This window comes from Saccharopolyspora sp. NPDC002578 (assembly GCF_053592695.1).
The window spans coordinates 10,850-34,624 of record NZ_JBSFWJ010000018.1; the positions used below are offsets into that span (position 1 = coordinate 10,850).

The window sequence follows — 23,775 nt, forward strand, 5'->3', positions numbered from 1 at the left end:
CATGAACGGACCGTTCGTCCAATCCCGTTGGGCGAACGGTCCGTTCACTTCGTCAGCGCAGGAGCGTGACCGCTTCCGGATCCGCCAGCAGCGCGGCCAGCGCGAAGCGGGTGTCCCAGGTTCCGGCCGCCCAGGCGAGGGCGCGGGCGAGGCCGTCGGGGGTGCGTTCGGCGTGCACCGCGCCCGCCTCGTCGACCCACCAGTGCACGCGCTGCTCACCGGCGCGGGTGCTCACGCGGAGTCCGTCGTGCAGGGTGACTTCGCCGCGCGGGACGGCGATCCCCAGCAGCTCGCAGGCTCCGGGGACGCGGCCGACCTCGGCCCACTTCTGGGCGCGGCCCTCCCCCAGCACCCGCATGGTGCTCTCCTCGGAGGCCAGCGGGAGGTCGAGCAATTCCGCTAGCGCTTCGGCGTCGAACTGGTCGGGGCCGCCGCCCGCGACGACCAGGGGTGCTTCGAGCACGCCGAGCATCCACGGTTCGTCGAGCACCACGGCCCGTTCGGCGCTGACCACGGCCCCGGAGATGGACCGCACCGACTCGGGCGGGCCGGTGAACCCGGGGGCGATCACGCCGTCGGCGACCGCGTTCGCGAGTTCCCGGTGGGCGCGCAGGGCCGTGCCGGCGCGGACGGCGCGGTCGGGATCTCCGAGCCTCGCGACCAGGTCCGCCGCGTCGTCGGGGTCGTCGATGCGCAGCGCGCCGCGCACGCCCGCGAGCCGCAGCTGCGGTTCGCTCAGGCCGACGTCGGGCACCGGGTCGTAGATCCCGGCGATCTCCTCGGCGCCCGCGAGCCGCCAGGAACGCGGCGGATGCCCGGCGAGCAGCGCGAAGCGCGACAGCCACCACGCCGGGTGGCCGTGCGGGTCGTCGAGCGCCTGGGCTATGTCGGTGGAGGCGCTGAGCAGGCGGATCGCCTCCGGCCACGCCTCGTCGGCGACCAGGTCGAGATCGCGCACCGAGGTGAACCGGGCGGGCGGCCACGCTCCATCAGCCGCGAGCTCCTGCTCGCGCCACCACTGCTCGCTGTCGGCGAACCGGTCGTCGGGGTCGATGGGGTCGTCCTCGACGTGCAGGGCGAAACCGTCGAGCACCCCGATCGACCGCAGCAGGCCGCGCGGCCAGCGGGCGGCGAACGCCGCGTCGAGCACGCCGAGCGACGCGTCCGGGCCGATCTCGTCCGGGTCGAGCACGGACAGCAGCGCGGCGTCGGGCAGCAGCAGCTCGTCCGCGCGGCGCATCTCGCCGTCCTGGTCAGGCAGCGCCAGTGCGTTCAGCCAGTCGTGCGCGTGGGAATCGCGCACCAGGCCGAGCACCGATTCGGTCAGCGGCAGCACGTCCGCCCCGGCCTGGGCGTCGGCGACGCTGCCGCGGACCGCCTCCGCCAACGGCGGGGCGTCGAGCAGTTCCGCCGGGCCCGCGCGGTGCGCGCCCAGCTGCTCCAGCAGCGGGTGCGCCGCGTCGGGATGTGCGATGCGCAGCCCTGAGATGTCCAGTGTGGACAGCACCGCGGCGGGGCCGGAATCGCCGTCGCCGTCGGTGAGCAGCACATCGCGGACACCGGTGATGGTGCGGCCGTCGGCCAGCGGCACCGGCAGCGCCGCGAACTCCTCGCGGGCGCGCAGATCGGTGCGCTGGATCGGCGCCAGCGCGTCGTACAACCGGTGCCACCACGACGCCGGGCGCTCCAGCCCGGACACCGCCTGTACCAGGTCCGCCGAACCGAGCCGCCGCACCTCCAGCGTGCTCAGCGCGCGCCGCTGCCGGGCGTCCGACAGGTCCGCGGCCAGCAGGCCGGGCACCACGTCGGCCAGCAACGACACCAGTTCCGGCGAGTAGTAGTCGAGCACCGCCGCGCCGTGCGGGGCGACGGAACCGCCCGCACCGCCGGGCAGCCACTCCGTCACGCGCAGCCGGTCCAGCACGCCCTGCCGCAGCTTGCCGTCCACATCGGACAGCGGGAAGCCGGGCAGCGGGACCAGCGCGGTGCGGTGCTCCGCGGCGACCTTCGCGACCAGGTCCGGGTAGCTCTCGGCGGCGAACGTCAGCACCGAGTCCACCGCGGGGGAACTCGCGACACGGCGGCGGTCCGCCTCCACGGGCAGGCCCGCCAGCAGGCGCGCGGGCAGCGACAACCGCTCCTCGGTGGGAGTCGGGGCGTGCAGGATGTCCTCGGCCAGCGGGATCGGCACGTCATCGGGGTCCAGCGGCACCGCCCAGCACGCCCACCACTCGGCGCCGCCGCGCGCCTCGGCCCCCATGCCCTCCAGGGCGAACTCGCCCAACCGGCCGGAAACCCGGTGCAGCAGCCAGCGATCGCTGCGGTGCGGACCGTGCACGACCGACCGCGACGCGCCCTGGTCCTCGCGGCGCCACGTCTGCGCGCCCACCCGGATCTCGCGCAGCGCGGGCAGCGCCAGCAGCAGGTCCGAGGCGTGCTCGGCGAAACCCGCCAGCAGCGCGTCACCGTCCACATCGGACAGAACGGGGAGCCGGACCTCGGTGCTGAAGCCCTCCGGCGGGGTCTCCTCGGTGGGCCACGCCAAGCGCAGCACCGGGACGCCGCCCTCGCGGGACTCGATCTCCTTCGCCGGGCCGGGCAGCTCCGCGGCCTCCGCGCGAGTGCGCTCCGCCGAGAACTCCACGGCACCCGAGGTCGACACCACGCGCGGGCGGTCCGTGACCGCCAGCACCGCGGCGAAACCCACGCCGAACCGGCCGACCGTGGCGCCGTCGCGCTTCGCCGACGCGCGCAGCGAGGCCAACGCCTCCACGCCCTCCGCCGTCAGCGGCGCACCGGTGTTCGCGAGCCGCAGCTCGCCGTCGGTGAACGCGACCCGCAGCACGCCGTCCGCACCGGCGGCGTCCGCCGCGTTCTGCGCGAGCTCCACCAGCAGCCGGTCGCGGTAGCCGCCGAGGCGCAAGTCCTCCTCGGCGTTCGCGTCCTCCCGGAACCTCGTCGGCGAGGACTCCCAGGACTGCAGCACGGCCCGCCGGAGCTCGGCCGTGCCGAAGACGTCGTGACCGGTCACCCGCGCGACTCGAAGTCCAGCGTGGTGTCGTCGTAGACGACCTCGGCGATCGGCACCGTCGACGAGGTGTCCACCTCGGCCTCCGAGTGCGCGCCGCAGCCGAACTCCACGTGCACCACGCGGCCGTCGGCCGGGGCGACCTCGTTGCCGCACACGCCGAACGCGGCCTGCATCGACCCCGCCAGCGGCAGGAAGAAACCGCACGTGCCGCACGCGCCGGGGGCCAGCTTCGCGATGTCGCTGCCCGGACCGAACTCGCCGTCGTGCCAGCGCTCCGCCGCGGCCAACCGGCCCTCGAAGCTCAGCACCCGCTTGCGGCCCAAGCCGACCTCGTGCGCCAGCGCCTCGACGGACTCGTCCGCACCGGACAGGAAGCCCTCGGCGAGCCGCGTGTCGTCCGGGGAACTCGGCAGCAGGTCGCCCGCGCCCAGATCACCCGGCCGCACCCGCTCGTTCCACGGCACCCACGCGGGAGCCGTCAGCGCGTCCTGGCCGGGCAGCAGCACCACCTCGCTGACCGTGACGGGCTCGCCCGGACCGGCGATGGCGACCGTCACCGCCCAGCGCCAGCCGACGTAACCCGGGTAGTTCGACTCGAAGTAGTGCGTGGCCGCGTCCGGACCCTCCGGCTCCACACCGGCGTGCGCCCCGACGGGGGCGTCGTCGGAGTCCACCGTCAACATCGGTGAACCGCTCGGATCGGTCGCGGGACCGGCCTCGCTCTCCGCTGCGGCGCGCGCCGTGTCGACGGCCGCGGCCAACGTCGGGTCGAGCCGGGCCGGTTCAGGCTGGGTCCCCGTGGACTCGCCGCTCGGCTCCCCAGGAACTCCGAGCGGAGCGTCCGGGTCGGTGGTCGGAGCAGGCATAGGCGTCACGTGCTCGATTGTGCCGTACGGGGTCGGTGCGGTCGCCGCCCGTGTCAGGCTTTCGGGGTGCGAACCGGAGATCTCCCCAGGAGAACTGTGCTGGGCAACCGTCTGTCCACAGGTGTGATCATCGTGAGCCTGTTGGGCGGCCTGGGGTTGGCTGCGTGCTCGACGGACGTACCAGGCCAGGACGAAGGCCAGGACCACCGCGAGCACACCGATCAGAGCATTGGGCACGCGCGCAGCGTGCCACACCTTCGAGCGATGGTGACCCGCGTGCTCCCGCACGACCGCTCCTCGTTCACCCAGGGCCTGGAACTGTCCGGCGGGACGCTCTACGAGGGCACCGGTCAGCACGGGCGTTCGGTGCTGCGGGCGCTGGACCCGGACACCGGCCGCGTGCTGGAGGAGGAACGCCTCCCCACGGAGCTCTTCGGCGAGGGCATCACCGTCGTCGGAGACCGTATCTGGCAGATCACCTGGCAGGAAGGGGTTGCGCTGGAACGTGATCGGGAGACCCTGCGGGAACTGCGCCGAGTGGACTACGACGGCGAGGGCTGGGGGCTCTGCCACGACGGGACACGGCTGGTCATGAGCGATGGCGGCTCGCGGCTCACGTTCCGCGACCCGGCGACGTTCGCCCCGACCGGCTCGGTCGAGGTCACGCTCGAAGGGCGGCCGGTGCCGGAGCTCAACGAGCTCGAATGCGCCGGCGGGCAGGTGTGGGCGAACGTGTGGGGAAGCGAGCGGCTGGTGCGCATCGACCCGGCGTCCGGCCAGGTCAACATGGTCGTCGACGCCTCGGGGCTGCTGCCGTGGACCGAGCGGTCCGGGACGGACGTGCTCAACGGCATCGCCGCCGTGCCCGGCACCGACGAGTACCTGCTCACCGGCAAGCTGTGGCCGCACGTGTACCGGGTGCGCTTCGTACCCGAGTGATCGGTCCACACCAATCGGCGGAGTTCTCCACAGCCTCGTTCCGGTGAGGACGTGACGACGCCTCAGTTGTGGAGAACTCACGTGATCACGGAGGTTGTCCACAGGTCGGGGTTCGCTGTGGACAACTCCGATCGGCGTGTCGGACGCGGCGTCCTCCACCGGTGGGCTGAGCAGCCGAGCAACGGGCGCGATCGAGGTTTCGCCTAGGGCAGGATGAGCGCATGGGGCTCCGACGCAACGGGCACGCCGACGAGGAACCGGCCGGACGGCCCGGCTGGGGAGCCGGACGTCGCGGCAGGCGCTCCCGGATCCCGCAGGACTTCGGCGACCGGCGGCGGCGCGACCAGCGAGCCGACGATCACGAGGCCGCGTCCCGCCGCCCCGCCGACGCCGAAACCCCGGCAGGCCCCGGCGAGCCCGAGCACCCGGCCGACGAGGAGCGCGGCGGTACCGAACGCGCCGCGAGCGCCCAGCACACCGCCACCACCGAGCACGCGGTGCGCGACGAACCCCGCGACCGGACCTCCGAGGACACCGCGCCGGGCGAGGACACCCGCTCCGGACGCGGCCGGTGGGACGCCACCGATCCGCCGCGCAAGCTCACCATCACGCGGGTCGCCGCCTGGCGCGGGCGCCAGCTGACGCGGCGGGCGATGCGGCTGTTCTTCTCCGCCGCGCACGCCGACGGCGCCGCCGAATCCGGACTCGCCCGCTTCACCTACGCCGTGATGCTGAACTACGCGGTCGACGCGGCGATGGCCGTGGCGCTCGCCAACACGCTGTTCTTCTCCGCCGCCACCGGCGAGAGCAAGGACAAGGTCGCGCTGTACCTGCTGATCACCGTGGCCCCGTTCGCCGTGATCGCCCCGGTGATCGGCCCGGCGCTGGACCGGCTGCGCCAGGGCAGGCGCACCGCGCTCGCGGTGTCCTTCGGCGTGCGCGTGCTGCTGGCGGCGGTGATGGCGCTGAACTTCGACGGCTGGCTGCTGTACCCGGCGGCGCTGGGCTGCATGGTGCTGTCCAAATCGTTCGGCGTGCTCAAGGCGGCGATGACGCCCCGGGTGCTGCCGCGGGCGATCAACCTGACCACGGCGAACTCGCGGCTCACCACGTTCGGACTGGCCGCCGGAGGCGTCTTCGGCGCGGCGGCCTCCGGATTCGCGTGGCTGCTGGGTTCGCCGGGGGCGCTGTGGTTCATGGCGGCGCTCGCCGCGTTCGGCTCCTGGCTGTGCCTGCGCGTCACGCCCCGGGTGGAGAGCTCGGCGGGAGAGCGGGACGTGGCGGGCAAGCGCAAGCGCACCCCGCTGAGCCCGCACGTGGTCGTCGCGCTGTGGGGCAACGGCGGCATCCGGGTGCTCACGGGATTCCTCACCCTGTTCGCCGCGTTCGTGATCAAAGAGAGCACCCGGCAGGACCCGTTCCTGCAGCTGGTGCTGCTCGGCGCGGTAGGCGGCGCAGCCGGGCTGGGCAGCTTCGCGGGCAACGCCGCCGGTGCCCGGATGCGGTTCAGCGCCCCGGACCGGCTGATCGTGAGCTGCCTGGGCGCCGCGCTCGCGATCACCGTGTGCGCGGCGGTGCTGGCGGGCGTGCCGGTGGCCGTCGCGGTCGGGCTCGTCGGGGCGACGGCGAGCGCGCTGGCCAAGGTGTGCCTGGACGCGGTGGTGCAGCGCGACGTGACCGAGCGGGCGCGGGCCTCCGCCTTCGGCCGCTCCGAGACGATCTTGCAGCTGAGCTGGGTGTTCGGCGGAGCGCTCGGCGTGCTGCTGCCGCCGGTGTGGTGGATCGGGTTCACCACGACCGCCGCGATCCTCGCGCTCGTGCTCACCCAAACGATCATCGTGGGGCGCGGCGGCAGTCTCGTTCCGCGACCGCGCCGCGGCCGCACCCCCCGACCGGGCACCGAACGGGTTCCGGCCGGGCCGTAGGCTCACGGCGTGCATCGTGGACTGAAGTCGCTGCTGCTCGCGGCTCCGCTGGGCATCGCCGCGCTGGCCGGATGCTCGGCGCCGGCCGACCCGCAGGTCACCTTCTACTCGCATGGCGACGCGATCGAGGTCGCTCCCGCCCGGTTCTGCGACGCGACGGGCGAGCAGTGCTCCCCGCCGCCCGCCGACCCGGTGGGCGAACTGCGCGTGCCCGAGAAGGCACCGCTGCAGATCTCGGTGCCCGGTGACGTGGCCGCCACGCCGTGGCAGGTCGCCTACATCTACCGCGGCACCAACGGCGAGGAGATCGACGGCCGCACCCCGGTGTTCACCCCGGACACGCGCCACTCCTACACCCTGCGCGTCCCCGAGGACGGCACCCGCCTGGAGCACGTCGAGGTCCAGCAGTACTCGGCCGTCCTCACCGCGGGCGCCGAAGGCGGAGTCGACTTCGGCATCTCCGGAACCTGGGTCCTCGACCCCCGCTGAGCAGCCGAGCTTTGGAGCCGGGGTTCGGCTTGGCGTGTGGCGTCGGGTTTTCGAGCCTTCCCGGGTTTGGGCGTGTGGCTGGGTTTGTGGAGTCCCGCTCGGCTTGGCGTGTGACGTCGGGTTTTGGGCGTGTGGCTGGATTAGCGCCGTACGCAGTGGCGAAGCCATGCCTTCGACTGCGAAGCAACCCCCCTCGCGCCCAAACGCCGTGCCGTACGGCGAAGCCATGCCTTGGGCGGCGAAGCCGTGCCTTGGACGAGCGAAACGAAGTCTGCCTTGCGGCCGAAGGCCGTGCCTGTATTCGCGCAGCGAATAGCCCACGTCGAAAAGCCCCCACCGGCGGGTTCTCAGCTTCCTTCTCGCGAGGACAGCTTTTTCCCTCGTGGCGGAGCCACTTGGGAAAAAGATCCCGCAGCGAGAAGGAAGCTGAGGTTCCGCTACCCGGACACCCAAGCAACACGAGCCGTGGAAGCAATCAGTAAACCCGGCATTCCACGCACCACCGAAACCACACGCCCAACCCGGGAAGGCTCTAACGGGGGAAGGCTCTACGACCCGACGCCGCACGTCGGGCGACCCTTCGCTCCCGGATCAAGCCCCCGGATCGAGCTCGCGGGCGACCGCGCGGACGACTTCGCCGATGCGCTTGGACACCTTGCGGTCGGGGTACTTGCCGTGGCGCAGGTCGGGCAGCACCTTCAGCTCCAGCAGTTTGATCATGTCGTCGACCATCCCGTGGAGTTCGTCCGCGGGGCGGCGCCGGGCTTCGACGACCGACGGGGGCGGGTCCAGCAGCTGGATCCGCAGCGCCTGCGGTCCGCGGCGGCCCTGCGCCATGTCGAAGTCGACGCGTTGACCGGTCTTGAGCGATTCGACGTCGGACGGCAGCGCGGAGGACCGCACGTACACGTCCTCCCCACCGTCCTGGGTCACGAAGCCGAAGCCCTTGTCCGCGTCGTACCACTTGACCCTGCCGGTCGGCACTGTCCTCACCGTTCCCTGTCGATGCCCTGCCCGCGCGTTCCACCTCGGGGCCCGAAGCGGGCGAGCCGGAAGCGAGCGGGTCCCTCTGGTCGTCATCGTGCGTCGTGCCGAGGACGCGATCCGGCCCTAGCACAACAAAAACGCCCCGGAACACCACACTGCCGAGCGTTCCCAGGACGCGTCGACTCCAGGATACCCGCCCGGAACAAGACATCACCGCCCCTTTCACCCAGGGCCGCCCGCGCATCGACCGGCAGCGCCGTGCGCAGGCGTTTCTCCCGCGTTCCCGCGCAGCGGCGGCGGAGCGACACCCGGTCGGCCGCGTCCGGCCGGGCGAGGTCCCGCCCACACCCGGGCCGAGCGGGCGGGTGCAGCGCTTAGGCTGATCGGCATGAGCGCCGCGCCGTCCCGTTCGATCGTGCTGCCGCTCGCGGTGGGCCTGTTCGCCGCGGGCGTGCTCGCGGTGGTCGTGGTGTTCGGGCTCTACGCGACGGGCATCGCGGACTTGCCGCTGTGGTTGAACCTGGCGACGCTGCTGGCCCCGCTCGGGTTGATCGTGGGCGTCGTGGGGGCCGTGGCCCGCACCCGCCGCCGCTGATCAGCCTGCGCGCGCGGCGAGCCAGGCCGGGAATTCGGTGAGGTCGGCGAACACCACGTCGGCGCCCGCTTCGACGAGCTCGTCGGCCCGGTAGGGCCCGGTGGCGACGCCCACCGCGACGGCTCCGGCGGTCTTCGCGCCGACGATGTCGCCGAGGTGGTCGCCGACGTAGATCGAGGCGCCTTCGTCGATCAGCACGTCGCCCTTGGCGGCGGCGAACACGTCGCCCGCGAGCCGGTCGACCTGCCAGTCGAGGGCTTTCAGGTGCAGTTCCGCGTTGCGCTCGAACTTGCCGGTGACGACGAGCGCGCGGCCGCCGTGGGCGCGCACGGCCGCCAGGGCTTCGTCGGCGCCGGGCATCGGCCGGGTCACCGGGATGACGACGTCGGGGTACAGCTCCCGGAACCGGGCGACGAGGCGGTGCACCAGTTGTTCGTCGAACCCGTAGGTGCGCAGCACGTCGGGCAGCGGCGGGCCGAGGTTGGCGGCGAAGTGCTCGCCGTCGACGGGCACTCCGAATTCGTCGCGCAGCCGGTCGAACACGGCGATCATGCCTGGCCGGGGGTCGATGAGGGTCAGGTCGAGGTCGAATCCGACGGTCGCAGCAGTCACGGGTGCAGGCTAACGGGGGAACGCGGGAGTCCGGTCGCCCTTGACGCGGAACTCTTGGGTACCGAAAATCGGTGTGTAACGTGACTCACACATCTCGGGCGAGCTGGAGCAGGCCAATGACGACCACCACGCACAGCAGCAAGCACCGCGACGACTTCCACTCCCTGCGCCCCGGCGGCCTCAACTGGGATTCCCTGCCGCTGCGGCTGTTCACCAAGGGCAACGCCAAGTTCTGGAACCCCGCCGACCTCGACTTCACCCAGGACGCGCAGGACATGGCGGGACTCACCTACGACGAACGGCGCAGCGTCGCCGGGCTCTGCGCCGAGTTCATCGCCGGGGAGGAAGCGGTCACCCAGGACCTCCGCCCGTTCCTGTCCGCGATGGCCGCCGAGGGCCGGTTCGGCGACGAGATGTACCTGACCCAGTTCATGTACGAGGAGGCCAAGCACACTCAGGCCTTCCGGCTGTGGATGGACGCGGTCGGCCTCAACGAGAACCTCAACGAGTACGTCGACGACAACCCCGGCTACCGCACGATCTTCTACGACGTGCTGCCGACCGTGCTGCACGCGCTGGACACCGATCCGGGGCCGCGCAACCAGATCCGGGCGTCGGTCACCTACAACCACGTCGTCGAGGGCTCCCTGGCGCTGACCGGGTACTTCGCGTGGAACAAGATCTGCCGCGGCCGGGGCCTGTTCCCCGGCATGCAGAAGCTCATCGGGCACATCGGTGACGACGAGCGCAGGCACATGGCGTGGGGCACGTTCACCTGCCGGCGCCACGTGGCCGCCGACGAGAAGAACTGGGACCACGTCGACGAGATGATGCAGGAGCTGCTGCCGCACGCGATGGAGCTCATCCAGTGGGTCCCGGCGGACGCGCCCGAGGTGCGGCCGTTCGAGCTCGACACCGACGAACTGCTCACCTACGCCACCGACCGGGCGAGCCGCCGCCTCGGCGCGATCTCCTCGGCCCGCGGCACTCCGCTGGCCCAGATCGACGTGGACGCCTCCCCCGAGCAGCTGGAGGACCAGTTCGGCGCCGAGGACGAAGCCGAACTCGCCAAGGCTTGACACCCGCCCCGGAGTCCCCGCAATTTCTCGCGAAATTGCGGGGACTCCGGACTTGTCCACAGCCCTCACAACCTTGTTGAGCAGGTACTAGGCCGATCTAGTGGCGGGTCGGCTCGTTCAATTTCGCGCTAAATTGCGCGAGTTCTCCACACCTGAACGAGCTGTGGAAGAGGGGTGGCCGTTGGCGGTCGCCGGGAGTGCTCGGCGACCGCTCGTGGATGGTCCGATCCCGCCCCGCCACCGCGATCTTCGCGGCACACTGGCGAGGTGACGGAGCACGGCCGGGACCGCAACACCAACCGCGGCACCGTCGGCGGTGACCTCGTGCAGGTCGGCGGCGATGTGCACGGTGATCTCATCGTGCACCCGGAACCGCCGGCCCCCAGCGGATCGCCGGAAGCGTCGGCGCGGGAGCTCGCACGCAGGGTGGCCGCGCTCAGCCGCGAAGAAGGTGAGCGGTGGGGACTGGACGATCCGGGGGCGCTGCCGGTGCGCTGGCACCCGGCGCCGGAGGCCCTGGTCGACCACTGGGACAACGTTCAGCGCGACGAGGCGCGGCCCCGGTCGTTGACCGGTTCCTTCACCGAGATCCGGCGGACCTACCGCGACGTGCACTCGGAACGGCTGGTGGTCCTGGGCCGTGCCGGTGCGGGCAAGACCGCGCTGGTCCACCGGCTCATCCTCGATCTGCTGGCGGAGCGCGGTCGCGCCGGGCGGGTGCCGGTGCTGTTCGGTCTCGGCGACTGGAACCCCACCACCACCGGCCTGCGGGCTCGGCTCGTCGACCTGCTCGAACGCGACCACCCCTTCCTGGTGGGCGGGAAGGCCGCCGCGCTCGTCGAGGACGAGTGGGTGCTGCCCGTCCTCGACGGCTTCGACGAGATCCCCGTGCGCTCCCGACGTGAAGCCGTCCGCGAGATCAGCAGGTTGGCGTCGCCGGTCGTCGTGACCAGCAGGCGGGACGAGTACGCCGACGCGGTGGGCGCGGACCGAGCGGTGCGCGGCGCCGCAGTGATCGAACTCGACGACCTCCGCCCGAGCGAAGCCGCGCACCACCTGCGCCGCGGCAGCGGGAAGGCCCGTGCCGCCGAGTGGGCGGCGGTGTTCGAGCACGTGCGCTCCGAACCGGACGCACCCGAGAGCCGGAACCTGGCCGCGGCCCTCACCACCCCGCTCTTGGTGGCACTGGCCCGGACCGGCCACGACGACGCGGACCGCGACCCCGCCGAACTGCTCGACCCCGACCGCTTCCGCACCCCGGAACGACTCGAAGAACACCTGCTGAGCGTCTACCTGGACACCCGGTACGACCCCGTCCGTCGCCCCGGGCGGTGGCGCCCGGACCAGGCCCACCGCTGGCTCCGCCGCCTCGCCGCCGACCTGGTCGTGCGAGGCTCCCACGACCTCGCCTGGTGGCGGGTACCGGCGGCGCTGCGCCGCCGCACCCGGGTGCTGGTCACCGCCGCCTCGTTCGCGCTCTGCTTCGGGGCGCCGGGACTACTGCTCGGGCTCTGGGCCGAGCTCACGGCGGTGTGGTTCGGGGTCGGACTCCTCACCGGCCTCAGCGCGGAGCTGCGGACCTGGTACTCGGGCGAGCACGAACCGGAACGGGTCCGGCTGCACCTGCGGCGACCGAGCTCCAAGCGGCGGCCACGGGGCCGCAGGCTGGTGCTGTGGTTCGCGCTCGTCTTCGTGATCGCGATGCTGTTCGGAGGTGCGGTGGCGTTCGCCGGCGGCTTCAGGAACGGGCTCGTGGCCGCCACCGCGTTCGCGGCCACGTTCGGGCTGGCGGGCACGATGCGGATGATCCGCGACGATCGGGCTCGGCGAACGACCCCGCTGCGGACGCATCCGCTGCTCAGCGTGCTGGTCGTCGTGCTGGTGGCCGTACTGGAGTCGGTGTTCGCGGCGGGCGTGGTGGCCGTGACCGTGGCGGCGTTCGCTCCCGGCATCGCCGCGGAGTCGGTCGTGGCGCTGGCCGGAACGCTCGCGGGCGCCTTGGCGAACGGGTCGGTGTCCGCGCTCGGCGAGGATCAGGCCGACGACGCGACGGACCCGTGGCAACTGCTGCGCGCCGACCGCGCGGTCGCCCTCGGGCGTGCGGCTGTGCTCGTGCTCGCGACCGGGCTCACCGCCGTGGTCGCGGGCGCGGTGACCGGCCACCTCGGATACGGGCTGACCTTCGGAGCCATCGCCGGGATCATGCTCGCGGCGACGCGGGTGGCGCTGTCCGCGTGGGGCGGCTGGCTGCTGTTCGCGCGTCTGTGGCTGCCGCTGACGGGGCGGCTGCCGTGGCGGCCGAAGCGGTTCCTCGACGACGCCTACGACCGGGGCGTGCTGCGCAGGGCGGGCGCGGTCCACCAGTTCCGCCACGCCCGCCTGCGCGACCACCTCGCGGGCACCGACCGGTGAGGCTCAGTCCTCCAAGCCGAGCAGGTCCTTCGCCTGCTGGCGCATCTCGACCTTGCGGATCTTGCCGGTGACGGTCATCGGGAAGTCGTCGACGACGTGCACGTAGCGGGGGATCTTGTAGTGCGCGAGCTTGCCGGTGCAGAACTCGCGCAGCGCTTCCGCCGTGAGCTCCGGCGCCCCGGCCCGCAGCCGCGCCCACACCATCAGCTCCTCGCCGTAGCGCGCGTCGGGAACGCCGATGACCTGCGCGTCCACGATGTCCGGATGGGTGTAGAGGAACTCCTCGATCTCCCGCGGGTACACGTTCTCGCCGCCGCGGATCACCATGTCCTTGATCCGCCCGGTGATGCTGACGTACCCGGCGGAGTCCATCACCGCGAGGTCGCCGGTGTGCATCCAGCGCGCCTCGTCGATCACTTCGGCGGTCTTGTCGGGCTGCTCCCAGTAGCCCAGCATCACCGAGTACCCGCGGGTGCACAGCTCCCCCGATTCGCCGCGCGGCACGGTGAGCCCGGTGACGGGGTCGACGACCTTGACCTCCAGGTGCGGCCCGACCCGGCCGACGGTGGACACGCGGCGGTCCAGCGAGTCGTCGGCGCGGGTCTGCGTGGACACCGGCGAGGTCTCGGTCATGCCGTAGCAGATGGACACCTCGGTCATGCCCATCCGGTCGATGACCTGCTTCATCACCTCCGCCGGGCACGGCGAGCCCGCCATGATGCCGGTGCGCAGCGAACTCAGGTCGAAGGTGTCGAAGTCCGGGTGGTCGAGCTCGGCGATGAACATCGTCGGCACCCCGTACAGCGAGGTGCAGCGCTCGGCCGAGACCGCCTCCAGGGCCGTGCGCGCGTCGAAGCCCTCCGACGGGATGATCATCGCCGCGCCGTGGCTGGTGCAGGCGAGGTTGCCCATGACCATGCCGAAGCAGTGGTAGAAGGGCGGCACGATGGCGACCCGGTCCACTTCGGAGTAGCCGCAGAGCTCCCCGACGAAGAAGCCGTTGTTGAGGATGTTGTGGTGCGACAGCGCCGCGCCCTTCGGGAACCCGGTGGTGCCCGAGGTGTACTGGATGTTGATCGGATCGTCGGCGCCGAGCTCGGCCTGCGCCGCGGCCAGCCGCGCCGCATCCCCCGCCCGGCCGCGGTCGAACAGCGCGTCCCAGGTGGCGTCGTCGAACAGCACGACCTGCTCCAGGCCGGGGCAGTTCGGGCGCACCTGCTCGATCATCTCGGTGTACTCGGAGGTCTTGAACCGCTGCGCCGACACCAGCATCCGCACCCCGGCCTGGTTGAGCACGAACTCCAGCTCGTGCAGCCGGTACGACGGGTTGATGTTGACCAGGACGGCGCCGATCTTCGCCGTCGCGTACTGGGTGAGCGTCCACTCCGCCCGGTTCGGCGCCCACACGCCCACCCGGTCACCCTTGCCGATGCCCGCCTCCAGCAGGCCGAGGGCCAGCGCGTCCACGTCCGCGACGAACTCGCGGTAGGTCCAGCGGCGCCCTCGCGCGTGCTCCACCAGCGCGTCGGAATCCGGCACGCGGGCGGCGACGCGGTCCAGGTTGCCCCCGATGGTGTCGCCGAGCAGCGGCACCTCGGAGATCCCCGAGTCGTAACTGGGTTCTGCTGGTCGAACGGTGTCCACAGTGCCCTCCCCGACGCTGGGTATGACGCGGAGCACTCATGATTGCGCCCGAACCGCAAAAAATCGAGGGGCCCCGGCGGCTCGTCCCGTCGGCTAGCCGCCGCGGTGCTTGTCGCTGATCGGCCGGAAGAGGAGGAAGTACGCCAGGACCCCCAGCGGCGGCGCGAGCCACAGGTTGCCGACGCCGAACCGGAGCCCGTCGGGGTGCAGCAGCACGGATATGGCGAGGTTCAGCACCGCGGCCGCGATCGACACGGACACCGCGGCGACCATCGGGTGGTCCACGATCCACCGGTCGATCTTGCGCACGTCCCCCACCTTCCCCGTCAGGCCGCGGGGCCCGGCGGCAGCTGCACGGTCATGATCAGCTCGCAGGTCCGCTCGCCCGCGCCCCGGTAGGCGTGCGGGACGTCGCCGTCGAAGGTGGCGGTCCGCCCGGTCTCGACGGCGTGCTCGGTGCCGTCGACGACCAGGACCATCCGGCCCGAGGTGACGCTGATCGTCTCCACCACCCCGGCCTGGTGCGGGTGGCTCGGGTACTCCTCGCCGGGTTCCAGCCGCCAGCGCCAGATCTCGACGGGCGTCGGGGCCGAGGTCGTCAGCACGAGCCGGGCCTCGCCACCGCCGTCCCCCGTCCACAGCGGAGCGACCTCGTCGGCGCCCACGACCCGCACGCGGGCTTCGGGCGCGCCCTGCATCAGCGCGGACACCGAGATGCCGAGCGCGTCGGCCAACCGGACCAGCGTGGCCAGGTTCGGATTGCCCTGGGCCTTCTCCAGCGCGACCAGGGCGCCCTTGCTGACCTGGGCGCGGCGGCCGAGCTCGTCGAGGGACAGGCCCGCGCGCAGCCGGGCGGCCCGGACGTTCTGCGCGACCGCCTTCAGGGCCACGGCCGGGTCGGACATCTGCTCACCCTCCTCACCGCCGGTCCGCTCGACTGCGCCGAGCGGTCGGTCGGTTGAACCGAGCGGTCGTTTAAATGTACCGTTCGGTCGTTCCGCTGCAGGATAGGAGAAGGACCGTGCTCGCTCTGCTGCTGGCCCTGGGCAGCTCGCTCGCCTACGGGTGCGCCGACTTCTTCGGCGGGCTCGGCGCGCGCAAGGCCCACGTGCTGCGCACCGTGATCATCGCGGCCCCGGCCAGCCTCGTCGTCGAACTGCTGCTGTGGCCGCTGCTCGGCGCCTCGTTCAGCACCGCCGCCCTGACCTGGGGAGCCGCCTCCGGCATCGCCTCGGCCACCGCGTTCGTGCTGCTCTACCGCACCCTCGCCATCGGGCCGATGAACGTGCTCTCCCCGGTGACCGCGCTGGTCTCCGCCGCCCTCCCGGTGGCGGCGGGCCTGCTGCTGCAAGGCGAGCACCTGTCCACCGCCGGGCTCGTCGGCCTGCCGCTGGCGCTGGTGGCGGTCGTGCTCGTCAGCGCCGGTCACCGCGGCGGGACGCGTCCGTCGCGGACCGCGCTGGTGCTCGCGTGCGGAGCCGGAGCCGCCATCGCGCTGCAACTGATCTTCCTGCACCGGACGCCCGCCGACAGCGGCGTGGCACCGCTGATCGTGGGCCGCGCCGTGTCCTCGGCGATCACCCTGACCGCGGCGGCGGTGCTTCGCCGGGGCCTCGGCCCCGAACGGCCGGCGCACGCGATGTCGGCGGCCGCCGGAGCGCTGGACTCGGTGGCGAACCTGCTGTTCCTGCTCGCCGCGCGCAGCGGCGACCTCGCCGTCGTCGCCGTGATCGTCGCGCTCTACCCCGTCGGCACGGTGCTGCTCGCCCGCGGCGTGCTCGCCGAGCGGATCCACCGCGGCAGGCTGCTCGGCCTGGGCGTCGCCGCCGTCGCCGTGAGCCTGCTCGCGCTGCCCTGAGCCGTAGGCTGCCGGAGTGCGCATCTACGTCGTGGACTCCTTCACCGAAACCCCGTTCAGCGGCAACCCGGCCGGAGTGGTGCTGCTCGACGCACCCGCCTCCGAGACGTGGATGCGGTCCGTGGCAGCCGAGATGAAGCACGCCGAGACGGCGTTCGTGGTGCTCGACGGCACCGAACCGAAACCGCTGCGCTGGTTCACCCCCACCACCGAGGTCGACCTGTGCGGGCACGCCACGCTCGCGACCGCGCACGTGCTCGGCGGCGACCAGCGGTTCAGCACCCGCAGCGGCGAGCTGATCTGCACCGACGCCGGTGACGGCTGGATCGGGATGGACTTCCCGGCGAGCGCGCCGAGCCCGGCGGACGGCCCCGCCGACCTGGCCGAGGCGCTGCCCGGCGCGACCGTGCGAGCGGTGCTGTCGACCTCCGACGACCTGCTCGTGCGGGTCGGCTCGGCCGCCGAAGTGCGCGCACTGGAACCGGATCTGGAGCGCATCGGCGCCTGGCCGCTCCGGGGCGTGATCGTCACCGCCGAAGGCGACCGGGACGGGATCGACTTCGTCAGCCGGTTCTTCGCCCCCGCCTCCGGCATCCCGGAGGACCCGGTCACCGGCTCCGCGCACTGCAAGCTGGCCCCGTACTGGGCGGCCGAGCTGGGGCGGGCGGGCGCGGAACTCGTCGGCGAGCAGACCTCGGCGCGCGGCGGCTTCGTCCGCGCCACCCCGCACGGCGACCGCATCGCACTGCGCGGCCGGGCCGTCACCGTCCTCGAAGGCGACCTCAAGGTCTGAGGGAAACCTCACCGCCTGTCTTTGATCTCGGCTTGAGTTGCCGGCCACTCAGCGGAACCTCAGCGGTGGTCGGCCTGCTCAAGCCGGTCACTGCTCAGCGGCTCCGCCGCTGACAAGACAACGACCAACAACGCCACTCACCTGGAAAGGCAAGATCAAAGACGGGAAACCTCAGGGGAGTACCTGAGCCCCCGACCGGATGATCATGGCAAGCTCGGACGCATGCAATTGCTGTTGAACGTGATCTGGTTGATCTTCGGCGGGCTGTGGCTGGCCCTGGGCTACGTCGTGGCGGGCCTCGTCCTCGGCATCACGATCATCGGGATCCCGTTCGCCATCGCCTCGTTCCGGATGGCGAACTTCGCGCTGTGGCCGTTCGGGCGGCGCCTCGTCGACGAACCCGGCGCGGGCGCGTTCTCCTCGATCGGGAACGTGCTGTGGCTGCTGCTGGCAGGCTGGTGGCTCGCGCTCGGGCACATCGTCACCGGCATCGCGCAGTGCGTCACGATCATCGGGATCCCGCTGGGCATCGCCAACTTCAAGCTGATCCCGGTGTCGCTGTTCCCGATGGGCAAGCAGATCATCGACTCCGACGACCGGCTGCCCACCCGGGGCTGACCAGGTGAACGGCCCGTCCGACCGGACGGGCCGTTCACGTCCGGGCTCAGGCGCCGAAGGGGTCGGCGGTGTGGCCGACCAGGTCGCCCACCGAGTTGATCACCTTCGTGGGCCGGTACGGGAAGAGCTCCGCGGTGTTCTCGTCGGAGATCCCGGTCAGCACCAGGATCGTCTGCAGGCCCGACTCCAGGCCGGAGCGCACGTCGGTGTCCATCCGGTCGCCGATCATCAGCGTGTTCTCCGAATGCGACCCCAGCGCCCGCAGCGCCGACCGCATCATCAGCGGGTTCGGCTTGCCCACGTAGTACGGTGCCCGGCCCGTGACCCGCTCGATCAGCGCGGCCACCGCACCGGTCGCGGGCAACGTGCCCTCCCTGCTCGGACCCTTCTCGTCCGGGTTCGTGGCGATGAACCGCGCACCGTTCTCCACGAGCCGGATCGCCTTCGTGATCGCCTCGAAGCTGTAGGTGCGGGTCTCGCCCAGGATCACGTAGTCCGGGTCGCGGTCGGTGAGCACGTAGCCGATGTTGTGCAGCGCGGTCGTCAGACCGGACTCGCCGACGACGTGCGCACTGCCACCCGGACGCTGCTTCTCCAGGAACTGGGCCGTCGCCAGCGCGGAGGTCCAGATCGCCGACTCCGGGATGTCCAGGCCGGTGCGGTGCAGGCGGGCCCGCAGATCTCGCGGGGTGAAGATCGAGTTGTTCGTGAACACCATGAACGGCAGGCCGTGCTCGCGGAGCTCGGCCAGGAACCGATCGGCTCCGGGCACCATGTGCTCCTCGTGCACCAGCACGCCGTCCATGTCCATCAAGTACGTCCAGGGCGCTTCCTCAGTCACGCCCCAGATGATCCTCCGGACACCGGGTGGATGGCTACTTCGGCGGCCTTAACCACGAAAAACACGTCATCACCTGCGGACATCCCCAGGTCGGCGACGGCCGCCGGGGTCACGTCGGCGGCCAGCACCACCGGATCCGGCGTGCGCGTCTCGGCGCGCAACCGCACCACGTCACCGCGCGGCTCCAGCGCGTCGATCCGCACCGGCACCGCGTTGCGCGGGCTGGCGTGCGGGCGTTCCCGGTGCACGGCCACCGCCGACGGCGAGAACACCGCCGCCGCCTGCTCCCCCGGCTCCAGGTCCTCCGCGGTGCGGCCGGTGACGGGGATGTCGCCGAAGACGAGCCCGCCGTCGGCGGCGGCACCGGTGAGCAGGTTGAGCCCGGCGATGCGGGCCGTGAACGCCGCCGCCGGGCGGGTCAGCACCCGCCGCGTCGGGCCCTGCTCGATGATCCGCCCGTCCACCAGCACCGCGACCCGGTCGGCCAGCACCACGGCGTCGAGCACGTCGTGGGTGACCAGAACCGTCGGCTGCCGCTGCTCCCGCAGGACCCGGTGCAGCAGGCCGCGCACGGCGGGCGCGGCGTCCACGTCCAGCGCGGCCAGCGGCTCGTCCAGCAGCAGCAGGCTCGGCGCGGCGGCCAGCGCGCGGGCGAGCGCGACGCGCTGCGCCTGACCACCGGACAGCTGCGCCGGTCGGCGGTCGGCGAACTCGGCGGCGTCCACCTCGTCCAGCCAGCGCCGAGCGGTCTCCCGAGCAGCGGCCTTGCCCGCACCGGCGGCGCGGGGGCCGAACGCCACGTTCTCCAGCACCGACATGCGCGGGAACAGCAAGGCGCTCTGCGCCAGCAGCCCGACACCGCGCCGGTGCGTCGGCACGTGCTCCGCGCGGTCGGTGTCGCACCAGACGTGCTCGTCCAGGCCCACCCGGCCGCGGTCCGGCACCAGCAGGCCCGACAGCACCGAGAGCAACGTCGACTTGCCCGCGCCGTTGGGGCCGAGCACCGCCAGCACCTCCCCCGGCGCCACCGCCAGCTCCGCGTCGAGGGTGAACTCGGGGCGGGCGAACTCGATGCGGGCGTGCAGACCGGTCACGCGCGTCCCTCCACTGCCTTCGTCCCCGCCAAGCCGATCACCAGCAGGGCCAGCGCCACCAGCAGCAACGACATCGCCACCGCCGCATCCACATCGGACTGCGCGGTGGTGTAGATGGCCAGCGGCAACGTGCGGGAGGTGCCCTGCAGGCTGCCCGCGAACGTGATCGTCGCGCCGAACTCGCCCAGCGCGCGGGCGAACGTGAGCACCACGCTCGACCCCAGCGCGGGCAGCAGCATCGGCACCGTGACCCGCCGGAACGTCAGCCACGGGCCCGCGCCCAGCGTCGCCGCCACCTGCTCGTAGCGGGCGTCGGCCGAGCGCAGCGCCCCCTCCAGCCCCACCACCAGGAACGGCATCGCCACGAACGTCTGCGCCAGCACCACCGCCGCCGTCGTGTAAGGCAGCCGCAGCCCGGCGTCGTCGAGCAAGCCGCCCAGCGGACCCGTCCGTCCGAGCAGGTACAGCAGGGCCAGTCCGCCCACGACCGGCGGCAGCACCAGCGGCAGCAGCACCACCGCCCGCAGCACCCGCACCCCGCGCAGCCGCGCCCGCGCCAGCACCACCGCCAGCGGGCCGCCGAACACCAGCGACAGCACCGTCGCCACCAGTGAGGTGCGCACCGACAGGTCCAGCGCGTCCACTGCCGCCGAGCTCGTCAGCAGCGCGGGCAGCCGCGCCGGGTCTACGCGGGTGAGCAGGCCGAGCACCGGCAGCACGATCAGCGCCAGCGCGAAGGCGGCGGGCACCCACAGCACGGCGGGGAACCCCGCCGAGGGCGCCCGCCGCGTCCGGCTCCGGCTCATTCGGTGCCGAAACCGTGCGCCGTCAGCACTTCCGCACCGACCGGGCCGCGCACGTAGTCCAGGAACTTCGCTCCGAGCTCGGGTTCCGGGGCGTCCTTGAGCGAGACGATCGGGTAGTCGTTGATCGCGCGCTGCGCCTCCGGGAAGTCCACGCCCTGCACCTGGTCGGCGGCGGCCTTCGCGTCCGTGACGTAGACCAGCCCGGCGTCGGCCTCGCCCGCGGTGACCTTGCGCAGCACCGACTTGACGTCGTTCTCCTCGCTGGCCGCGTTGATCCGCAGCCCGGCCGCCTGCTCCACGGTCCGCGCCGCCGAACCGCACGGGACCTGCGGCGCGCACTGCACGACGAGCCTGCCCGGCGCGTTGAGGTCGGCCAGCGAGGCGATGTGGTCCGGGTTGCCCTTCGGCACCGCGATCGTCAGCTTGTTCGTCGCGAACACCTGCGGCTCGGCGCCGGTCACGCCCGCCCCGGTCGCCTTGTCCATGTTCTTGGTGTCCGCCGACGCGAACACGTCGGCGCGGCGCCCCTGGGTGAGCTGCTCGACCAGCGTGGACGAACCCGCGTAGTCCAGCTGCACCTTCACCCCCGGGTTCTCGGCCTCGAACCGCCCGGCCAGCTCGTCGAAGGACTCGGTGAGCGAGGCCGCGGCGAGCACCGTGACCGTCCGCTCGCCCTGCGCCTGCTCGGTGCCGCCCGTCGAACACCCGGCCAGTAACAGCACGAACCCGGCGAATACCGCGACAACTCTGGGTTTGACCACGTCAGCCTCCCGGTGTCTCCACCACGACGGCGGTCGATTTGACCACCGCCACCGCCAGCACTCCCGGTTCGAGCCCCAGTTCCCGCACGGCCTCGGTGCTCATCAGCGACACCACCCGGTGCGGGCCGCACTGCAACTCGACCTGGGACATCACCCGGTCCGAGACGACCTCGGTGACCAGCCCGACCCAGCGGTTGCGGGCCGACCTGCCCACCCCGGAGGGGTCGGGCACGGCACGCGCCTGGTCGCGGGCGAACTCGGCGAGGTCGGCGCCGTCCACGACGAGGCGGCCGGAGCCGTCGCGCGCGGTGGGCAGTTGACCGCCGTCGGCCCAGCGGCGCACGGTGTCGTCGCTGACGCCCAGCAGCCCGGCGGCTTCGGAAATCCGGTAGTGCGGCACAGTCGTGCAGATTACTGCCGCAGCTGCGGCTGAGACAGTGTCATCGAACACGCAGTTGCACCCCGGGCACCGTCCGGTGTGGATTTCCGCAGGTGAGGAATCCGCCGTACTGGCAGGAGAAAGCCGGGCACGACGATCGAAATACCCCTCCGGGCAGGGTTAGGCTCGAACGGTGACCGCAGTGGACCTGGGCATCCCGGCCGTGCGCCCCGCGACCGACACGTCGACCCGTCCGGACACCCCGGCTTTGATCGACCGGTTCGGCCGCGTGGCCACCGACCTCCGCGTTTCCTTGATCGACAAGTGCAACCTGCGCTGCACCTACTGCATGCCCGCCGAGGGGCTGCCGTGGCTGAAGCGCCAGGAGATGCTCGACACCGAGGAGATGAACCGGCTCATCCGGATCGCCGTGGAGACCCTCGGGGTCACCAACGTGCGGTTCACCGGCGGTGAACCGCTGCTGCGCCAGGACCTGGTGGACGTCATCGGCGCCACCAGCGCGCTGACCGGGAACCCGAAGACCTCCTTGACCACCAACGGGATCAACCTGCACCGCCACGCCGACGCGCTGGTCGAGGCAGGGCTGGACCGGGTCAACGTCTCGCTGGACACCCTGCGCGCCGACACCTTCCACCAGCTGACCCGCCGCGACCGCTTCGACGACGTGCTCGACGGGCTCGCCGCGGCGAAGGCGACGGGACTGGAACCGGTCAAGGTGAACGCGGTGCTGCTGCGCGGCGTGAACGACGACGAAGCGGGCGACCTGCTGCGGTTCTGCCTGACCGAGGGCTACCAGCTGCGGTTCATCGAGCAGATGCCGCTGGACCCGCAGCACGGCTGGGACCGCGACCAGATGATCACCGCGGACGAGATCCTGGAACGGCTGGGCGAGGAGTTCACCCTCACCCCGCACGTCGCCGAACGCGGTTCCGCCCCCGCCGAGCGCTGGCTGGTGGACGGCGGACCGGGCACGGTCGGCGTGATCGGGTCGGTGACGCGGCCGTTCTGCGCGGCCTGCGACCGCACCCGGCTCACCGCCGACGGGCAGCTGCGGTCCTGCCTGTTCTCCACCACCGAGACCGATCTGCGCGGCCCGCTGCGCGACGGCGCCGGGGACGACGAACTGGCGCGGCTGTGGCAGGAAACGATGTGGGCCAAGAAGGCCGGACACGGAATGGACGACGACGGGTTCGCCCAGCCGTCCCGCCCGATGAGCGCGATCGGAGGCTGACCAGCCATGACGGTGCAGTTCGACGACACCCCGACCGCGCTGGCGGTGCGGGTGCGCTACTTCGCCGGCGCCAGGGCCGCGGCCGGCGTGGCCGAGGAGACCCTGCGCGTCTCCGCGGGCTCGCCGGGCCCGGTGCGGGCCTCCGACGTGATCGACGCGGTGCTCGGCGCGCACGACGAGCGGCTGGCGAGCGTCGTGCCCGCCTGCAGCTTCCTGCTCAACGGGGTCGCGGTGCGCGACCGCTCGACCTCGGTCGATGACGGCGATGAGCTGGACGTGCTGCCGCCGTTCGCGGGTGGCTGAACGACTGCGGCGATCGAGTTCTTTCCTTATTGATCCGCCCGCGCAGGCGCGCGTGCGCGAATACAACACTCCCCGGCGTGTCTGACACACTCCCCCGGGTGACTTTCCGGTGTGCGTTCGAGTGACTCCGCACCGCTGCCCGACGGCGCCCCCGGCGACCGTCTCTTGATCTTCGAACCGGTCCCGCGACTCCGTCCGCGATCTCGCCGAGTCGATCACTCGACCGAGGTCGACATTGACTCAGAGTCACGCCGCTTGATCAGTCAGTGATCGCGAAATCTGCTCGATCCACGCCTGATCCGGACTCGATTCAGAGCACCCCGGGAGTTACGAGCACTCAACGAGCAGGTTTCCAGGGCGCCGAAGAGGTGAGCCACGCCTCACTGACGGTGATCGATCTCAGCCCGGAAACGACTTGATAACGACGCTCTGATCAGCAAGAACGATCGAGATCGGACACCCCCGAGTCATCGTTACTGTGACGACCGTCA

General features: G+C 72.1%; 23 protein-coding genes and 1 pseudogene. 11 read left to right on the forward strand and 13 right to left on the reverse strand.

Features of this window, described 5'->3' with window-relative positions; translation table 11 throughout:
• Positions 1–52: 52 nt before the first annotated feature.
• Both ACWD38_RS11550 and ACWD38_RS11555 read right to left on the reverse strand, forming a co-directional pair.
• Positions 53–3,031, reverse strand: a complete 2,979-nt coding sequence (locus ACWD38_RS11550) for a sacsin N-terminal ATP-binding-like domain-containing protein (protein ID WP_184483241.1) — start codon at positions 3,029–3,031, stop codon at positions 53–55.
• On the reverse strand, positions 3,028–3,897 hold the full coding sequence (locus ACWD38_RS11555) for a DUF3027 domain-containing protein (RefSeq protein WP_184483244.1): 870 nt from the start codon (positions 3,895–3,897) through the stop codon (positions 3,028–3,030). Before ACWD38_RS11555 ends, ACWD38_RS11550 begins: the two co-directional genes overlap by 4 nt.
• A 99-nt stretch (positions 3,898–3,996) precedes the next feature.
• On the opposite strand from ACWD38_RS11555, the gene ACWD38_RS11560 reads away from it, so the two are divergent.
• From ACWD38_RS11560 to ACWD38_RS11570, 3 genes are all read left to right on the forward strand, one after another.
• Positions 3,997–4,836, forward strand: a complete 840-nt coding sequence (locus ACWD38_RS11560) for a glutaminyl-peptide cyclotransferase (protein ID WP_450124046.1) — start codon at positions 3,997–3,999, stop codon at positions 4,834–4,836.
• 221 nt (positions 4,837–5,057) lie between these two features.
• Entirely contained in the window at positions 5,058–6,761 is a 1,704-nt protein-coding gene (locus ACWD38_RS11565) for an MFS transporter (protein ID WP_450124024.1), read from the forward strand.
• A 9-nt stretch (positions 6,762–6,770) separates the two neighbouring features.
• On the forward strand, positions 6,771–7,250 hold the full coding sequence (locus ACWD38_RS11570; RefSeq protein ID WP_184483247.1) for a DUF2771 family protein: 480 nt from the start codon (positions 6,771–6,773) through the stop codon (positions 7,248–7,250).
• Between the two features lie 591 nt (positions 7,251–7,841).
• Here ACWD38_RS11570 and ACWD38_RS11575 read toward each other — a convergent pair.
• Complete coding sequence (locus ACWD38_RS11575) at positions 7,842–8,234, reverse strand: cold-shock protein (RefSeq protein WP_184483249.1); 393 nt, start codon at positions 8,232–8,234, stop codon at positions 7,842–7,844.
• Positions 8,235–8,625: 391 nt separating this feature from the next.
• Between ACWD38_RS11575 and ACWD38_RS11580 the strand changes: the two genes are divergently transcribed.
• On the forward strand, positions 8,626–8,832 hold the full coding sequence (locus ACWD38_RS11580; RefSeq protein ID WP_184483251.1) for a hypothetical protein: 207 nt from the start codon (positions 8,626–8,628) through the stop codon (positions 8,830–8,832).
• On the opposite strand, the gene ACWD38_RS11585 is transcribed toward ACWD38_RS11580, so the two are convergent.
• Entirely contained in the window at positions 8,833–9,444 is a 612-nt protein-coding gene (locus ACWD38_RS11585) for an HAD family hydrolase (protein ID WP_343071598.1), read from the reverse strand.
• Between the two features lie 116 nt (positions 9,445–9,560).
• Here ACWD38_RS11585 and ACWD38_RS11590 point away from each other — a divergent pair, with 116 nt between their 5' ends.
• Positions 9,561–10,523 (forward strand): R2-like ligand-binding oxidase, encoded by a 963-nt coding sequence (locus ACWD38_RS11590; RefSeq protein ID WP_184483253.1) that lies wholly within the window; start codon positions 9,561–9,563, stop codon positions 10,521–10,523.
• Positions 10,524–10,790: 267 nt separating this feature from the next.
• Entirely contained in the window at positions 10,791–12,935 is a 2,145-nt protein-coding gene (locus tag ACWD38_RS11595; protein WP_184483255.1) for an NACHT domain-containing protein, read from the forward strand.
• A gap of 3 nt (positions 12,936–12,938) precedes the next feature.
• Here ACWD38_RS11595 and ACWD38_RS11600 read toward each other — a convergent pair whose 3' ends face one another.
• The 3 genes from ACWD38_RS11600 to ACWD38_RS11610 form a co-directional block, all read right to left on the reverse strand.
• Entirely contained in the window at positions 12,939–14,579 is a 1,641-nt protein-coding gene (locus ACWD38_RS11600; RefSeq protein ID WP_450124025.1) for an AMP-binding protein, read from the reverse strand.
• Positions 14,580–14,672: 93 nt separating this feature from the next.
• On the reverse strand, positions 14,673–14,888 hold the full coding sequence (locus ACWD38_RS11605; RefSeq protein WP_184483259.1) for a hypothetical protein: 216 nt from the start codon (positions 14,886–14,888) through the stop codon (positions 14,673–14,675).
• 17 nt (positions 14,889–14,905) lie between these two features.
• Positions 14,906–15,484 (reverse strand): helix-turn-helix domain-containing protein, encoded by a 579-nt coding sequence (locus ACWD38_RS11610; RefSeq protein WP_450124026.1) that lies wholly within the window; start codon positions 15,482–15,484, stop codon positions 14,906–14,908.
• Positions 15,485–15,600: 116 nt separating this feature from the next.
• Between ACWD38_RS11610 and ACWD38_RS11615 the strand changes: the two genes are divergently transcribed.
• The 3 genes from ACWD38_RS11615 to ACWD38_RS11625 all read left to right on the forward strand — a co-directional run bounded on the left by ACWD38_RS11615 (position 15,601) and on the right by ACWD38_RS11625 (position 17,848).
• Positions 15,601–16,437: an EamA family transporter gene (locus ACWD38_RS11615; RefSeq protein ID WP_450124027.1), complete on the forward strand. Its 837-nt coding sequence runs from the start codon at positions 15,601–15,603 to the stop codon at positions 16,435–16,437.
• A 16-nt stretch (positions 16,438–16,453) separates the two neighbouring features.
• On the forward strand, positions 16,454–17,230 hold the full coding sequence (locus tag ACWD38_RS11620) for a PhzF family phenazine biosynthesis isomerase (protein ID WP_184483261.1): 777 nt from the start codon (positions 16,454–16,456) through the stop codon (positions 17,228–17,230).
• A gap of 222 nt (positions 17,231–17,452) precedes the next feature.
• The gene (locus ACWD38_RS11625) at positions 17,453–17,848 is read left to right on the forward strand and encodes a YccF domain-containing protein (RefSeq protein WP_184483263.1); all 396 of its coding nucleotides are present in this window, start codon (positions 17,453–17,455) and stop codon (positions 17,846–17,848) included.
• A gap of 46 nt (positions 17,849–17,894) precedes the next feature.
• Here ACWD38_RS11625 and ACWD38_RS11630 read toward each other — a convergent pair whose 3' ends face one another.
• From ACWD38_RS11630 to ACWD38_RS11655, 6 genes and pseudogenes are all read right to left on the reverse strand, one after another.
• Positions 17,895–18,659, reverse strand: coding sequence for an HAD-IIA family hydrolase (locus tag ACWD38_RS11630; RefSeq protein ID WP_184485820.1), 765 nt, complete (start codon positions 18,657–18,659; stop codon positions 17,895–17,897).
• A 26-nt stretch (positions 18,660–18,685) separates the two neighbouring features.
• On the reverse strand, positions 18,686–19,279 hold the full coding sequence (locus ACWD38_RS11635; RefSeq protein WP_450124047.1) for a TOBE domain-containing protein: 594 nt from the start codon (positions 19,277–19,279) through the stop codon (positions 18,686–18,688).
• A gap of 21 nt (positions 19,280–19,300) precedes the next feature.
• A pseudogene (locus tag ACWD38_RS11640) lies at positions 19,301–19,723 on the reverse strand (ATP-binding cassette domain-containing protein); the annotation flags it as partial.
• A 56-nt stretch (positions 19,724–19,779) separates the two neighbouring features.
• Positions 19,780–20,589, reverse strand: a complete 810-nt coding sequence (locus tag ACWD38_RS11645; protein ID WP_450124028.1) for an ABC transporter permease — start codon at positions 20,587–20,589, stop codon at positions 19,780–19,782.
• Entirely contained in the window at positions 20,586–21,350 is a 765-nt protein-coding gene (gene modA, locus ACWD38_RS11650) for a molybdate ABC transporter substrate-binding protein (RefSeq protein WP_450124029.1), read from the reverse strand. Before modA ends, ACWD38_RS11645 begins: the two co-directional genes overlap by 4 nt.
• A 1-nt stretch (position 21,351) precedes the next feature.
• A complete protein-coding gene (locus ACWD38_RS11655) occupies positions 21,352–21,750 on the reverse strand; it encodes a TOBE domain-containing protein (protein ID WP_184483271.1) in 399 nt (132 codons plus the stop codon).
• A 172-nt stretch (positions 21,751–21,922) separates the two neighbouring features.
• On the opposite strand from ACWD38_RS11655, the gene moaA reads away from it, so the two are divergent.
• Together moaA and ACWD38_RS11665 are read left to right on the forward strand one after the other, a co-directional pair.
• Positions 21,923–22,981: a GTP 3',8-cyclase MoaA gene (moaA, locus tag ACWD38_RS11660; protein ID WP_343071599.1), complete on the forward strand. Its 1,059-nt coding sequence runs from the start codon at positions 21,923–21,925 to the stop codon at positions 22,979–22,981.
• A gap of 6 nt (positions 22,982–22,987) precedes the next feature.
• Complete coding sequence (locus ACWD38_RS11665) at positions 22,988–23,284, forward strand: MoaD/ThiS family protein (RefSeq protein WP_184483273.1); 297 nt, start codon at positions 22,988–22,990, stop codon at positions 23,282–23,284.
• Positions 23,285–23,775: the final 491 nt, after the last annotated feature.

What these genes read in the sequence shown, in the direction of transcription:
- ACWD38_RS11645 (WP_450124028.1), bottom strand. Translation starts at nt 20,589, where the DNA reads ATGAGCCGGAGCCGGACGCGGCGGGCGCCCTCGGCGGGGTTCCCCGCC.
- ACWD38_RS11555 (WP_184483244.1), bottom strand. Translation starts at nt 3,897, where the DNA reads ATGCCTGCTCCGACCACCGACCCGGACGCTCCGCTCGGAGTTCCTGGG.
- ACWD38_RS11580 (WP_184483251.1), top strand. Translation starts at nt 8,626, where the DNA reads ATGAGCGCCGCGCCGTCCCGTTCGATCGTGCTGCCGCTCGCGGTGGGC.
- ACWD38_RS11565 (WP_450124024.1), top strand. Translation starts at nt 5,058, where the DNA reads ATGGGGCTCCGACGCAACGGGCACGCCGACGAGGAACCGGCCGGACGG.
- ACWD38_RS11630 (WP_184485820.1), bottom strand. Translation starts at nt 18,659, where the DNA reads ATGGACATGGACGGCGTGCTGGTGCACGAGGAGCACATGGTGCCCGGA.
- ACWD38_RS11665 (WP_184483273.1), top strand. Translation starts at nt 22,988, where the DNA reads ATGACGGTGCAGTTCGACGACACCCCGACCGCGCTGGCGGTGCGGGTG.
- ACWD38_RS11610 (WP_450124026.1), bottom strand. Translation starts at nt 15,484, where the DNA reads ATGTCCGACCCGGCCGTGGCCCTGAAGGCGGTCGCGCAGAACGTCCGG.
- ACWD38_RS11590 (WP_184483253.1), top strand. Translation starts at nt 9,561, where the DNA reads ATGACGACCACCACGCACAGCAGCAAGCACCGCGACGACTTCCACTCC.
- ACWD38_RS11625 (WP_184483263.1), top strand. Translation starts at nt 17,453, where the DNA reads ATGCAATTGCTGTTGAACGTGATCTGGTTGATCTTCGGCGGGCTGTGG.